Annotated in this window: 9 protein-coding genes; 2 read left to right on the forward strand and 7 right to left on the reverse strand. The window is 73.0% G+C overall.

All coding sequences use genetic code 11. The annotated features are described in order from the left end of the window. Window positions 1-69: 69 nt before the first annotated feature. The 6 genes from hemG to AB0D94_RS15500 form a co-directional block, all read right to left on the reverse strand. On the reverse strand, window positions 70-1,464 hold the full coding sequence (gene hemG, locus AB0D94_RS15475; RefSeq protein ID WP_362051406.1) for a protoporphyrinogen oxidase: 1,395 nt from the start codon (window positions 1,462-1,464) through the stop codon (window positions 70-72). Between the two features lie 75 nt (window positions 1,465-1,539). After that, entirely contained in the window at window positions 1,540-2,727 is a 1,188-nt protein-coding gene (locus AB0D94_RS15480; protein WP_362051408.1) for a TIGR04053 family radical SAM/SPASM domain-containing protein, read from the reverse strand. Next, complete coding sequence (gene narI, locus AB0D94_RS15485; RefSeq protein ID WP_362051410.1) at window positions 2,724-3,449, reverse strand: respiratory nitrate reductase subunit gamma; 726 nt, start codon at window positions 3,447-3,449, stop codon at window positions 2,724-2,726. The genes AB0D94_RS15480 and narI overlap by 4 nt, the downstream gene beginning before the upstream one ends. After that, window positions 3,449-4,117 (reverse strand): nitrate reductase molybdenum cofactor assembly chaperone, encoded by a 669-nt coding sequence (narJ, locus tag AB0D94_RS15490; RefSeq protein ID WP_362051412.1) that lies wholly within the window; start codon window positions 4,115-4,117, stop codon window positions 3,449-3,451. The genes narI and narJ overlap by 1 nt, the downstream gene beginning before the upstream one ends. After that, window positions 4,114-5,658 carry a nitrate reductase subunit beta gene (narH, locus tag AB0D94_RS15495; protein ID WP_362051415.1) on the reverse strand — a complete coding sequence of 515 codons (1,545 nt, stop codon included), beginning with the start codon at window positions 5,656-5,658 and terminating at the stop codon, window positions 4,114-4,116. Before narH ends, narJ begins: the two co-directional genes overlap by 4 nt. Window positions 5,659-5,661: 3 nt before the next feature. Next, window positions 5,662-9,327, reverse strand: a complete 3,666-nt coding sequence (locus tag AB0D94_RS15500; protein ID WP_362051417.1) for a nitrate reductase subunit alpha — start codon at window positions 9,325-9,327, stop codon at window positions 5,662-5,664. A gap of 213 nt (window positions 9,328-9,540) precedes the next feature. On the opposite strand from AB0D94_RS15500, the gene AB0D94_RS15505 reads away from it, so the two are divergent. Continuing rightward, window positions 9,541-10,275: a YwiC-like family protein gene (locus AB0D94_RS15505; protein WP_362051419.1), complete on the forward strand. Its 735-nt coding sequence runs from the start codon at window positions 9,541-9,543 to the stop codon at window positions 10,273-10,275. A gap of 442 nt (window positions 10,276-10,717) precedes the next feature. Here AB0D94_RS15505 and AB0D94_RS15510 read toward each other — a convergent pair whose 3' ends face one another. Then, window positions 10,718-13,534 (reverse strand): lysylphosphatidylglycerol synthase domain-containing protein, encoded by a 2,817-nt coding sequence (locus AB0D94_RS15510; protein ID WP_362051421.1) that lies wholly within the window; start codon window positions 13,532-13,534, stop codon window positions 10,718-10,720. 119 nt (window positions 13,535-13,653) lie between these two features. Between AB0D94_RS15510 and AB0D94_RS15515 the strand changes: the two genes are divergently transcribed. Then, window positions 13,654-14,001, forward strand: coding sequence for an MGMT family protein (locus AB0D94_RS15515; protein WP_362051423.1), 348 nt, complete (start codon window positions 13,654-13,656; stop codon window positions 13,999-14,001). Window positions 14,002-14,019 lie beyond the last annotated feature (18 nt).

Here is a 14,019-nt window from a genome sequence, read left to right on the forward strand (position 1 = left end):
CCAGACCCCGCGCCTCAAACGCCGGCGAGGCTGGATGGTGCGGGCACCGGGCTCTGCCGGACCCGCGCCTCAAACGCCGGCGAGGCGGAACGCGGCCAGGAGCCGCTTGGCGGCGGCCCGGCCCGTGGCCACGCAGGCGGCCACGCCCACGCCCTCGTACGCGGCTCCGCACAGGGCGAGGCCCGGGAGCTTCGACGCGGCCCCGCGGATCCGCGCGACCCGCTCGCGGTGGCCGACCCCGTACTGGGGCAGGCCTCGGTCCCAGCGCGTCACGCGCGCGGCGAGGGGCTCGCCCATGGGGCCCACCGCCCGGTGGAGTTCGGCGATCGCCGAGCGGACCAGGTGCCGGTCGGGGCGGCCGAGGAGCTCGTCCTCGCCGATCCGGCCGACCGAGGCCCGCAGGACGAAGGTGTCCGGGGCCGCCGCGTGCAGCCACGGCCACTTGTTGGACAGGAAGGACGCGGCCTTCAGGGTGTGCCCGTCCACCGGCGGGACCAGGAACCCGTTGCCCTCCGGCAGGAAATGGGCCCGCGTCCGGGAGAAGGCCATCGTGATGACGGCCGTCGAGGCGTGCGGGATGGCCGAGAGTTCCGCCTCGGCGAGCGGGGAGTGCGGGCGCAGCAGCTCCGCCGCCGCGAAGGCCGGCAGCGCGAGGACCACCGCGTCCGCCTCCATGGTCAGCGCGCCGTCACCCGTCATGGCCTGGACCCGCCACCGGTCGCCCGGGATCCGCTGGAGGGCGCGGGCGGTGGTCCCGGTGAGGATGCGGGCCCCGCAGGCCGCGGCGACCGCCTGCGGGAAGCGCCCGGTGCCGCCGGCCAAGCCCTGGACGGCCACGGCCGCCGGGCGCGGCGCTCCCGGCGCCCGCATCCGCCGCAGCGCGGGCAGCAGTGGCGCGCCCTGTTCCGCCAGGGCGGCGATGCGCGGCATGGTCGCCCGCAGCGAGAGCCGGTCGGCGCGGCCCGCGTACACCCCGCCGAGCAGCGGTTCGACGAGCCGGTCGACGGCCTCCTGGCCGAAGCGGCCCGAAAGGTACTGGGCCACCGAGCAGTCCCCGGCCAGCGGGGTCGCCGGGAGGCTCTCCTCGGCTGCTACCCGGGCCAGGCCCTCGGGCGTGAGCAGGCCGGTGCCGGCCAGCGCCGAGGGGTCGGCCGGGACGCCCATGACGTGCCCGGGCGGCAGGGCGCGCAGCGCGCCGTGGGTCCAGACGGTGGTGGGGGCCTCGGCCGGGTCGCACAGGGCGTCGCCGAGTCCGACCGCGGCGGCCAGCTCCACGGCCTCCGGCCGCAGCGCCATGAGGGATTCCGCGCCCTCGTCCACGGTGACTCCGGCGACGGTGCCGGTACGGAGTTTGCCGCCGACCTTGGTGTGGCTCTCCAGCACGGTGACGTCTGCCCGGCCGCGCAACTGCCACGCGGCGGCCAGACCGCTGATGCCGCCACCGATGACGATCACTGAACGCATTGTCTTCTCCCGCGGCCGGTATGTGCCCCTACGAAACGTAGGGGACCTGTGAGGGCCGGCGCCTCGTGCTTTCGGTCAGAGCTTTCTCTCGGTCAGCGCTTTCAGCTCCTCCTGGTACGGGAAGCTGCCCGGCTCGTACGCGCAGTACGGGTCCGCCTCCAGCACGTCGCCCGTGCATCCGTACGCCCGCGAGCGCGACCCTCCGCACACCGCCTTGAACTCGCACCGCCCGCACCTGCCGCGCAGCAGCGAAGGGTCGCGCAGCGAGGTGAACAGCTCCGAGTCCCGGTAGATCGCGGTCAGCGCCCGCCGCTTCACGTTGCCCGCCGGCACCGGCAGGAAGCCGCTGGGGTGCACCTCGCCGGTGTGCGAGACGAAGACGAACCCGCGGCCCGAGGACACGTCCATCGGCGGACGGCGCACCGCCCGCCGCTCGCCGTCGAAGAGCCCCAGCTCCGCGGCCCGCTCGCGCAGGCGCTCGTACAGCGGCCCCAGCCGGGGCCGCTCCCCGCGCGCGTCGAGGATCCGGCGCTGGAGCGCCACCCGCCGGAAGTGGTGGCCCTCGGTGGTCTTGGTGGCCAGCACGGAGCCGCAGTCGTAGAGGAAGTGCAGGACGTCCTCGGTCTCGGCGGGCGCCAGGGAGTCCAGCTGCCCGCCGCGGCCCGTCGGCACGAGCAGGAAGCCGGACCACAGCATCGCGCCCTCGCGGCGCACCAGCGCGGCCACGTCGGCGAGGTCCGCCAGGCTGTGCCGGGTCACGGTGGTGTTGATCTGCACCTTGAGCCCCAGCTCCCGGGCGGCCCGCCAGCCGTCCAGGGTCCGGTCGTAGACCCCGGGCACACCGCGGAAGGAGTCGTGCCGCTCGGCCGTCGAACCGTCGAGGGAGAGGGACAGGGCCACGGCGCCGGCGTCGCGCACCGCGGCCAGGGCGGCCCGCGTCAGCGTCGGCGTACCGGAGGGGGAGACCGCGACGCGCAGGCCGAGCGAGGTCCCGTAGGCGATCAGCTCGGTGAGGTCGGCCCGCTGGAAGGGGTCCCCGCCGGTGATCACGAACAGCGGGCCGGGCCGGCCGAAGGCGGCGCTCTGGTCCATGACCCGGCGGGCGTCGGCCCCGTCGAGCTCCTCGGGGTGGCGGGCGGTCTGCGCCTCGGCCCGGCAGTGCAGACAGACCAGCGGACAGGCCCGGGTGGCCTCCCAGATGACGATGAACGGCCGCTCGGAGACGGCGTGCCGCGGGCGGCGTACGACGGTGGGCGGCTTCACGAGACCCGCTCCCAGCCGCGCCTGGCCGGGCGGTCGGCCAGCTGCTCCGGATCCCGGCGCCGGTACACCACGTACGGCCGGACCAGGTACTTCAGCGGCGCCGAGAACATGTGGACCAGCCGCGAGTACGGGATCAGGGCGAAGAGGGCGAAGCCGAACAGGACGTGCAGCTTGAAGGCGAGCGGGGCGCCCGCCATCAGCCGGTAGTCCGGGCTGAGGGCGAACAGGCTGCGGAACCACACCGAGACGCCCTCGCGGTAGTTGTAGCCGCCGGTCTGCCCGGTGGAGTTGAGGACGGTGGCCGTCAGGCCGAGCACCATCGCCCCCAGCAGGACGGCGTACATCAGGTGGTCGCTGCGCAGGGTCGCCTTGCGCACGGCCGGGACCGTGAAGCGCCGGTGGACCAGGATCCCGATCCCGGCGGCGGCCGCCACCCCCGCCACCGCGCCGGTGGAGACCGCCAGCAGGTGGTACGCGTGGTCACTGAGGCCCACCGCGTCCGTCCAGCTCATCGGGATCAGCAGCCCCACGACGTGCCCCAGCACCACGAACAGCATGCCGAAGTGGAACAGCGGCGAGCCGATGCGCAGCAGCCGCGACTCGTGCAGCTGCGAGGAACGGGTGGTCCAGCCGAACGTGTCGTACCGGGCCCGCCAGAGCGTGCCCGCGACCAGCAGGGCGACCGAGACGTACGGGAGCACGCCCCACAGGAGGAGGTCCATCAGGCCGTTCGCCTTTCGGGTGTCGTGGGCCACGGGAGATCGGCCGGCAGGTCGATGCCCGGGCCGAACGGTTCGAACGGTTCGAGCGGCGAGCCCGCGCCCACCAGCTCCTGCGGCGGCCCGCTGCGCGCGAGCGCCTTCGCCTCCGCCCTGGTCTCGGGGGAGGGGCCGGGCAGGGTGGCACAGACCGCCTCCAGCACCCGCCCGTACGGGAACCCGGACTCGGTGAGCGCGAGGCGCAGCAGCTCCAGCCCCGCCCGGTGCTCCTGGAGCAGCTCGGTGCCGGCCTCCTCGCGCAGCGCCGCGAACTCCAGGGCCACGGGGAGGAAGTCCGGCAGCTCCTCACCGGCGAACTCCAGCCCGAAGTCCCGGTAGATCCGCTTCAGGCGGACCAGGGACAGCCCGCGGCGGCGGGTGTCGCCGTCCACCCACCAGGTGAGGTAGAGGCAGCGCCGGTTGCGGGTGTCGAAGGTGGAGGTGTACTCGGCGCACAGCCCGATCGGGTCCAGGGACTCGGCGTGGTCGAGGAACGCGCCGAGCAGTGCGGCCGGTTCGGCGGGCGCCCCGGCGAGGGCCGCGCGCAGCCGGGGGAGTTCGTCGTGGAAGTGGTCGCCGGGGTACTGCAGGACACAGCCCGCGACGAGGCGTACCAGGGCATCCGGGTTCACGGACTCCTCCTTGTGGGGCTGAGGTTGAGCATCACGCGCGGCCCGGGGGCATCCCCCACGGGGCATTCGGCGTCCAGCGGATGCGTGGCGGCGAGCGCGTCGGCGTCGGCGCGCGCGGCGGTGGGCACCACGAAGCGGTCCTCGGCCTTGGCGACGGCGAGGAGGCGGAACATGTCCTCCATCTCCACGCCGGTCAGGCCCACCGCCTCGGCGATCGACTCGTCCCGCTCCTCACCGAGGTTGATCTTCCGCATGTAGCCGCGCATGGCCGCCATCCGCCGCAGCACCGCCTCGACCGGGTAGGTGTCGCCGGCCGTGAGGATCGCCGCCAGGTACTCGACGGGGATGCGCAGGGCGTCGATCGCCCCGAAGAGATTGCCCGTGTCCTCGCCGTCGCTGCCGGTGGCGGCGACCGCCTCGACGACGGGGGAGAGCGGGGGCACGTACCAGACCATCGGCATGGTCCGGTACTCCGGGTGGAGGGGCAGCGCGACCTGGTAGGTGGCGATCAGGTCGTAGACGGGCGAGCGGCGGGCCGCCTCGATCCACTCGTGGGTGATCCCCGAGCGCCGGGCGGCGGCGGCCACCGCCGGATCGTTCGGGTCGAGGAAGCACTCCACCTGCGCGGGGTAGAGGTCGTGCTCGTCCTCCACGGCCGCGGCCTCGGCGACCTTGTCGGCGTCGTAGAGCATCACGCCGAGGTAGCGCATCCGGCCCACGCAGGTCTCCGAGCACACGGTCGGCATGCCGACCTCGATGCGCGGGAAGCAGAAGGTGCACTTCTCGGCCTTGCCGGTCCGGTGGTTGAAGTACACCTTCTTGTAGGGGCAGCCGGTCACGCACATGCGCCAGCCGCGGCACCGGTCCTGGTCGACGAGGACGATGCCGTCCTCCTCGCGCTTGTACATCGCGCCCGAGGGGCAGGACGAGACGCAGGCCGGGTTCAGGCAGTGCTCGCAGACCCTCGGCAGGTAGAACATGAAGCTCTGCTCGAACTCGAAGCGGATCTTCTCGCCCACCTCGTCGCGGATCTTCTCCACGATCGGGTCCTTCGGCGCGTGGGCGGGGGCGCCGCCGAGGTTGTCGTCCCAGTTCGGGCCCCACTCGATCCTGTCGATCGGCTCGCCGGTGAGCTGGGAGACGGGCCGGGCGGTGGGCAGGTCGTCGCCCGCCGGGGCCTCGGTGAGGTTCTTGTACTCGTAGGTCCAGGGCTGGTAGTAGTCGTCGATCTCCGGCAGGTGCGGGTTGGCGAAGATCTGGCCCAGCTTGGCGAGCCGGCCGCCCGCCTTGAGGCGGAGCCGGCCCGAGCGGGTGCGCTCCCAGCCGCCCTTCCACTTCTCCTGGTCCTCCCAGCGGCGCGGGTAGCCCTGGCCGGGGAGGGTCTCGACGTTGTTGAACCAGACGTACTCGGTGCCCTGCCGGTTGGTCCACGCCTGCTTGCAGGTGACCGAACAGGTGTGGCAGCCGATGCACTTGTCGAGGTTCATGACCATCGCGACCTGTGCCATCACTCGTCCGACAGTCGCTTCGCGACGGGTCATGTCCTAGTACTCCACCTTCTGGTCGCGGCGGCGGATGACCGTCACCTCGTCGCGCTGGTTGCCGGTCGGGCCGAGGTAGTTGAAGGCCCAGGTGAGCTGGGCGTAGCCGCCGATGAGGTGGGTGGGCTTGAGCATCACCCGGGTCAGGGAGTTGTGGATGCCGCCGCGGCGGCCGGTCTTCTCGGTCTTGGGGACGCCGACCGTCCGCTCCTGCGCGTGGTTCATGTAGACCGTGCCGGGCGGCATCTTGTGGGAGACGATCGCGCGGGCGGTGACCACGCCGTTGCGGTTGACCGCCTCGATCCAGTCGTTGTCCGCGACCCCGATCGCCTCCGCGTCCTGCGGGGACATCCACACCGTCTGGCCGCCGCGGCCGAGGGTCATCATGTAGAGGTTGTCCTGGTACTGGCTGTGGATCGCCCACTTGTTGTGCGGGGTCAGGTACCGCACGGCGACCGACTTCTGGTCTACGACGCCCAGCTCCGGCTCGCCGTACAGGGTGTGCATGTTCAGCGGCGGCTTGTAGACGGGCAGCGACTCCCCGACCTCGTGCAGCCAGTCGTGGTCGATGAAGAAGTGCTGGCGGCCGGTGAGCGTGTGCCAGGGCTTGAGGTGCTCGGTGTTGACCGTGAAGGCCGTGTACCGGCGCCCGCCCGCCTCGGAGCCCGACCACTCGGGCGAGGTGATCACCGGGACGGGGCGGGCCTGGGTGTCGGCGAAGGTGATCCGCTTGCCCTCGGCCTCGGCGGCCAGATGGGCCATGTGCGTGCCGACCTGCTTCTCCAGGGTCGCGAAACCCTGGGTGGCGAGGCGGCCGTTGCTCGTCCCGGAGAGGGACAGGATCGCCTCGCAGGCCCGCTGCGCGGTGTCCAGCCGGGGACGGCCGTCGGCCGCGCCGCCGCGGACCAGGCCGTTCTTCTCACCGAGGTACGCGACCTCCTCGGCCACGTCGTAGGTGATCGCCTTGGTGGTCACGCCGAGGGTGTCGACGAGCGGGCCGAGCGCGGCGAACTTCTCCCCGACGGCCCCGTAGTCCCGCTCCACCACCGCCAGGTTGTACATGGTCCTGCCCGGTACGGGCTCGCACTCGCCCTTGGACCAGTCCAGCGCGACCCCGCCGGGCTGGGCCATCTCGCCGCCCGGGGTGTCGTGCTGGAGGGCCGTCGCCACCAGGTCCTTGCGCACGCCGAGGTGGGTCCGGGCGAGCTCGCCGAAGCGTTCGGCGAGGCCGCGGAAGGCGTCGTAGTCGGAGCGGGCCTGCCAGGGCGGGTCCACGGCCGGGGTGAAGGCGTGCAGGAAGGGGTGCATGTCCGTGGAGGACAGGTCGTGCTTCTCGTACCAGGTCGCCGCCGGGAGGACCACGTCGGACAGGAGGGTGGTGGACGTCATCCGGAAGTCCATGGACATGAGGAGGTCCAGCTTCCCCTCGACGTCCTCCTCCCGGTACGTGACGTCCCTGGGCGTGCAGCGCGGGCCGTCCTCGGGCAGGTTGGAGTGGGTGCCGAGGAGGTGCTTGAGGAAGTACTCGTTGCCCTTGGAGCTGGAGCCGAGGAGGTTGGCCCGCCATACGTTGAGCACGCGCGGCCAGTTGCGCGGTGCGTCCGGGTCCTCGCCAGCGAAGCCGAGGGTGCCGTCCTTGAGCTGCCGAATCGTTTCGGCAACGGGGTCGGCGGCCTCGCCCAGGTCGAGGGGGTTGCGGTCGAAGGTCGGGTAGGAGGGCATCCAGCCCATCCGGGCGCTCGCCGCCAGGCAGTCGGATCCCGTCATGCCCTCGAAGGCACCCGTGCCCAGCGGGGAGGCCAGCGCATCGGCGGGGAGGGTGTCGTAGCACCACTGGTCGGTGTGCAGGTAGAACCAGGCCGCGCCGATCATCTGGCGCGGCGGGCGCGACCAGTCCGAGGCGGCCGCGAGGGTGGCCCAGCCGGTGACCGGACGGCACTTCTCCTGGCCGACGTAGTGGCCCCAGCCGCCGCCGTTGCGGCCCTGGCAGCCGGTCAGGGTGAGCAGGGCGAGGAAGGCCCGGTAGATGGTCTCGGAGTGGAACCAGTGGTTGGTCCCCGCGCCCATCAGGATCATGCAGCGGCCCCGCGACTCCTCGGCGGTCCGCGCGAACTCCCGGGCCACGCGGGCGGCCTGGGCCGCGGGGACGGAGGTCAAGGACTCCTGCCAGCCCGGGGTGCCGGGCTGCGAGGCGTCCTCGTACGAGGCGGGCCACTCGCCGGGCAGGCCCTCGCGGCCGACCCCGTACTGGGCCAGCATCAGGTCGAAGACGGTGGTGACCAGCCGGTCCCCGAGGCGGCGCACGGGGACCCCGCGCCGCACGGTGCCGCCCTGTCCGGCCGTCCGCTCCTCGTCCTCGAACCGGGGCAGGAGGACCTCGGCGCTCAGGCCCTCCCCGAGGAGGGAGAGCCGGGGCACGGTGTCGCCGAGGTCGAGGTTCCACTCGGGGGTCTCGCTCCGTCCCCAGCGGTGCCCCAGGGTGCCGTTCGGGACGACGGGCGCGCCGGTCACGTCGTCGACGAGTACGGTCTTCCACTCGGCGTTCTCGGTGTCCTGCCCGAGATCGGCGGCGGTGACGAACTTGCCCGGCACCAGACCATGTTCCGTCTCCTTCAGGGAGACGAGGAAAGGCAGGTCGGTGTACGTGCGGACGTAATCCGTGAAGAAGGGGGTCTCCTTCTCCACGAAGAATTCCTTAAGGATCACATGGCCCATAGCGAGGGCGAGCGCGCCGTCCGTACCGGGGTGCGGATGCATCCATTCGTCGGCGAACTTCGTGTTGTCCGCGAAATCCGGGGAGACGGTGACGACCTTCTGTCCGCGGTAGCGGGCCTCGGCCATCCAGTGCGCGTCGGGGGTGCGGGTGACGGGGACGTTGGAGCCCCACATCATCAGGTAGGCGGCGTCCCACCAGTCGCCCGACTCCGGCACGTCGGTCTGGTCGCCGAACACCTGCGGGGAGGCCACCGGGAGGTCGGCGTACCAGTCGTAGAAGGACAGCATCGGCGCGCCGATGAGGGAGTGGAACCGGGCACCGGCCGCGTGCGAGGCCATCGACATCGCGGGGATCGGGGAGAATCCCGCGACCCGGTCCGGCCCGTGCTCCTTGATGGTGTGCACGTGCGCGGCGGCGACGATCTCGGTGGCCTCCTCCCACGAGGCCCGCACCAGCCCGCCCTTGCCTCGGGCCCGCTGGTAGCGGCGGCGGCGCTCGGGATCGCCCTGGACGTCGGCCCAGGCCTCGACGGGGTCGCCGAGGCGGGCCTTGGCCTCGCGGTACATCTCCAGCAGGGCGCCGCGCACGTACGGGTGGCGGACGCGGGTGGGGGAGTAGGAGTACCAGGAGAAGGAGGCGCCGCGCGGGCAGCCGCGGGGCTCGTACTCGGGCCGGTCCGGGCCGACCGACGGGTAGTCGGTGGCCTGGGTCTCCCAGGTGATGATCCCGTCCTTGACGTACACCTTCCACCGGCAGGAACCGGTGCAGTTGACGCCGTGCGTGGAGTGGACGACCTTGTCGTGGCTCCACCGGTCCCGGTAGAAGGCCTCCGCCGCGCGCCCGCCCGTGTGATGGACGGTGCGCAGGTCTTCGGACACCTCGGCCCGGGTGAAGAAGCTGCCCGCCCTGATGAGTGAATCGGCGGGGTCCTGATGTCCCTGACGCTCCTGCAAAGCGACCCTCCAGGCCGAAATGAATGGTGCGTTTCGACGCTACGCCTGCGGAAAAGGCAAATGCGGTGACAAAGGTCCCGTGCGGGCGTGACCTCTTTCCGGTATTTCGCGGGCCGAGGGTCTGCCACGCTGGAGGAACGTCAACTTCGCCGGAGGGGACGGAAATTACGTGCCGGAATGCCGATTAAGGGCCGGGAGGATCGGGTGGGCCGGGTGAAGCAGGTGCGGAAATGGATTCCGGACCAGCACGGGGCGTGGGCGATGCTGGCGGTGCCGTTCCTCGCGGGGGCGTTCCTGGCGCCCCGTCCCGGCTGGGCGCACGCGGTGCTGTTCGCCGCCTGGCTGCTCGGGTACGCCGCCGTCTTCCACGCCCAGCAGTGGCTCCGGTTGCACGCGCGCGGGCTGCGGTCGGCGCGGCGGCACGCGCGGCCGGCGGTGGTCTTCGGGGCGGCCTTCGCGGTGGCGGGTGTCCCGCCGGCGGTGCTGCACCCCTGGCTGGTGGCGGCCGCGCTGCTCGCGGCGCCGTTCGTGGCGGTGAACACGTACTACGCCTGGCGGAGCCGGGAGCGGGCCCTGGCCAACGGCCTGGCGGCGGTGGTTCCTGCCTGCGGGATGCTGCTGGTGGCGGTGCGGCTGGGCGGTGGCGAGGCCTCCTCGGCGTGGGCGCCGGCGCTGGCCTGCCTGCTGTACTTCGCGGGGACGGTGCCGTACGTGAAGACGATGATCCGCGAGCGGAACTCCCTGGGGTACCGGGCCGGTTCGGTGGCCTACCATGTGGCGGCCCTGGCGGCGGCCGCCTGCCTCTCGCCCTGGCTGGCCCTCCCCTTCGCCGCCTACCTGGCCCGCGCCGCCGCCCTCCCGGGCCGTGGCCTGCGCGTCCCCGTGGTCGGCGCGATCGAACTCGCCGCCGCGGTGGCGCTGCTGGTGACGCTGCTGCTGGTGTTCTGACGGCGCGCCGCCGCGGTCGGGGGCCCTGCCCCCGACCCCCCGCGCCTCAAACGCCGGCGGGGCTGGGTTGAGCGGTCGGCAGCAGCCAAATCCAGCTGCGCCAGGCGGGCGGGCGTAGCCAAATTCGGCCGAGCCAGGCGGGCGGCCGCGGCCAAATCCAGCTGCGCCAGGCGGGCGGGCGTAGCCTAATCCAGCTGCGCCAGGCGGACGGCAGCAGCCAATTCCAGCCCCGCCGGCGTTTGAGGCGCGGGGTCTGGGGCGGAGCCCCAGAAGGCCGGGCGCAGCCGAACCTAGAGCACCGGGCCCGGGCGGAGCTCCAAAGGGCCGGGCGCAGCCGAACCTAGAGCACCGGGCCCGGGCGGAGCCCCAAAGGGTCGGGCGCAGCCCGGGGCCGCCGGCGCAGCCGGACCCGGACCCAGGACCCGTACACCCGAGCCGGAGGCTAGATCGCTTCCTTGCGGGTCAGGAAGTTGAACGAGATCCAACCCGGCAGCACCGGCAGCCAGAACGTCACCAGGCGGAACAGCAGCACCGCCGAGATGGCGACCTCCTTCTCCAGCCCGGCCGCGATCAGACCCAGGGTCAAGGTGGTCTCCACCGCGCCCATGCCGCCCGGCGTCGGGGCCGCCGACCCCAGCGCGTTGCCCGCCAGGAACACCACCGCGATGCTCGCGTAGCTGATGGCCTCGCCACCCCCGAACGCCCGGATCGACGCGTCCAGACACATCACGAAGCAGCCGGTCAGCAGCAGCATCCCGCCGATGCCGGTCACCAGCTTCTGCGGCCGCTGGAGCACGTCCAGCATGCGCGGCACCACGCCCGCGAACAGCGCCCGGACCCGGGTCACCACGAACTTCCGCATGAACGGGACCGCCGTCACCACCAGCACCAGCACCGCCACCGTCAGCAGACCCGCGATGACCGTCCGGGACGGGGTCATCTCCGGGGTCTTCTCGGTGCCGGTCAGGTAGCCGAAGGAGAGCAGCAGCAGGATGTGGCTGGCCAGTCCGAAGAGCTGCGAGGCGCCCACGCTCGCCACCGCGAGCCCCGGCCGGACCCCCGCCCGCTGGAGGAACCGCGTGTTCAGCGCGACACCGCCGACCGCCGCCGGCGCGACCAGCTTCACGAAGGAGCCGGCCACCTGCGCGACCACGGTCCGCGGGAACGGCACCCGCTCCGGTACGAAGCCCAGCAGGCTCATGGCCGCCGCGACGTAGCTGAGCGCCGAGAAGGCGAGGGCCGCTCCGACCCAGCCCCACTGGGCCTCGCCGATGATCGTCGCGAAGTCCACGTGCGCGAGCTGCGTGAGCAGGAAGTACGCGCCGAACGCGCCCGCGATGAAGGAGACCAGCGTGCGCGGCCGGATCCGCTCCAGCCGGGCCGGTTCCACCGGCGCCTGCGGGCGGATCAGGAGCACCTGCTGGCGGATCTGGCTCAGCAGGTCCTCCTCGCGGGCCCCGTCCAGGGCGTCGTCCAGCGCCTTCTTCTCGGCCTTCCGCTCGGCGGCGGAGGCCGCGGTGCCCGTCACCGGAGCCGAGGCGTCCGCCTCCCGCGCGGCCTTCGCCGCCCGCGAGGACTCCAGTACGGCCTCCCGCTGCCGGTCCGCCCGCTCCCGGGCCAGCTTGCGCAGCGTCGCCCGCGTGGAACGGCTCAGCGCGATCGGCTGGAGCAGCGGCAGGCAGTCCGCCACCGCGTCCGGGCCGAGCACCGACAGGGCCGAGGCCACCGACCGCTCCGCGCCGACCCGCAGGCCGAGCGTGACCAGCAGTTGCGCGATGTCCATCCGCAGCACCAGATCGCCGGCCGCGATCTCACCGCCCCGCAGGTCGGTGAGGGTGACGCTGCCGGAACGATCCACCACCAGGGCGTCCCCGGTGAGCCTGCGGTGCGCGATCCGCCGCGACTGGAGGGCCCGTACCTGCTCCCACGCGTTGCGGCTCAGCTCGTCGGTGATCTCCTCGTCGGCGAGGGAGTCCAGGGTCCGGCCGCCCAGGTGCTCGTACACGAGCATCACGGCGTCCGGGCCGAGCTCGGAGGTGGCGATCAGCTTCGGCGCGTTGGCCCCGGCCGCGATGGCCGCGTACGCCAGCAGCGCCTCCTGCTCCAGCGCCTGGCGCAGCGACTGGAGGCTGCGCCGGGTGGTGATGCCGCGCAGGGTGAGCCGGCGCCAGACCCGGTAGAAGAAGCCCTGGGCCTGCTGCTCGCGGTCGACGACGGTGACGTCGAGCGGCGGGCCGTCCTCCAGGGTGACGTGGTAGCGGCGGCCCCGGTCGCTGACCTCGGAGGCCTCCGGGCCGCCCTCGGTGACCTCGGCGCGCATCGCGCTGACCGGCCGGAAGCCGACCCGGCGCAGTCCCGCGAGGAGGGTCTGCCCGGTGGGGCGCACATTGGGCGAGCCGACGGCGTACAGGGTCCCGTACGCGACGCTCCAGCCGATCAGCACGGTGAGGATGATCGAGAAGGGGGTGGTGTAGCCGCTGACCAGCATCGTGAACGCGTCGAGCAGCAGGACCACCCACAGCGCGACGCGCCAGTGCGGTCTGCGGGTCATCCCGACGGCGCACATGTACGCGATCACGGGCGCGAGGTAGCCGTGCACCGGATCGGTGAGGGCCCCGCCCGCCCCGGCGGACCGGGTGAGGGCTTCCTGGATGGTGTCGGGGGCGGCCTGGGAGACCCACAGGTCGGTGGCGAGGGTGACCCCGTGCGCGAGGACGGCGGCGAGCACGCCGTCGGCGATGCGCAGCCCGTCGCGTTTGATCAGCCGCTCGATGGCGAAGGCGACGGGGAGCAGCAGCACCGCGATGCTCGACACCAGCGCGGCGACCTTGATCAGCAGGTCGGGCGCCGCGCCGGTGCCCTTGTTGATGTCCTCTTCCAGGCCGACGGTGGTGCCGTGGGCGAAGGCGGCGATGGCGAGGACGACGGCGATGCCGAGGATGCCGACGAGCAGGCGTACGAGGTCGGAGGGGCGGTGCACGCGGGCGGCGAGCAGCGGTTCGTCGACCTCGACCCGGTCGGCGTCGGTGGGCGCGTGGCCGTGCGGGCCGTCGGGGCCGTCCGGGGTGCCGGGGATGCCGGGGGTGGCGGCGGGCGGGCGGGGTCCGTCGGAGGGTGGGCGGGCACCGTCGGAGGGCAGGCCGGGGCGTGCGCCGCGGCCGTCGTCCGGCCGCGCGCCGTCGTCCCTGGCCGCACCGTCCGGAGGGCTCACACCCTGCTCCTTCGTCGTCACTTCCGTCTCTTCTTGATCACGTATCACCAGTCACCGCCCGGAAGATGGTGGCACGGACCGACGGGCGATCGGGGCAGCAGGGTGCGCGCCGGTATGGAACCGAAGCTTCCACCGGACCCCGGCCGGCGTGCTGCACCATGTGCCGAATGAGCGAGGAGCTGCCCGCGTACGCGGAGCACGTACTGGAGCTGGCCGAGCGTATTCCGCCCGGGCGGGTGATGACGTACGGAGACGTGGCCGAGTGGCTCGGTGAGGGCGGGCCACGCCAAGTGGGGCGCGTGATGGCCCTCTACGGAGGGGCCGTGCCCTGGTGGCGCGTGGTGCGGGCCGACGGGGTTCCGCTGCCGGGCAGCGAGCGGCGGGCCCTGGAGCACTACCGGGCCGAGGCCACCCCGCTGCGCCTGACGGCCGGCGGCGAGCCGCGGCTGGACATGCGCCGGGCACGCTGGGACGGCAGTGGAGCGGAGGACGGGCGCGACGAGGCTCACACCTGACAGCTTCCGCCATGGGCC

Origin of the sequence: Streptomyces sp. NPDC048255 (assembly GCF_040652415.1) — a bacterium.
In the GTDB taxonomy this organism is placed as follows: domain Bacteria; phylum Actinomycetota; class Actinomycetes; order Streptomycetales; family Streptomycetaceae; genus Streptomyces.

Bases quoted from the DNA above. Each gene is read 5' to 3' on its own strand.
- hemG (WP_362051406.1), bottom strand. From the start codon at position 1,464: ATGCGTTCAGTGATCGTCATCGGTGGCGGCATCAGCGGTCTGGCCGCC.
- narI (WP_362051410.1), bottom strand. From the start codon at position 3,449: ATGGACCTCCTCCTGTGGGGCGTGCTCCCGTACGTCTCGGTCGCCCTG.
- narH (WP_362051415.1), bottom strand. From the start codon at position 5,658: ATGACCCGTCGCGAAGCGACTGTCGGACGAGTGATGGCACAGGTCGCG.
- AB0D94_RS15515 (WP_362051423.1), top strand. From the start codon at position 13,654: ATGAGCGAGGAGCTGCCCGCGTACGCGGAGCACGTACTGGAGCTGGCC.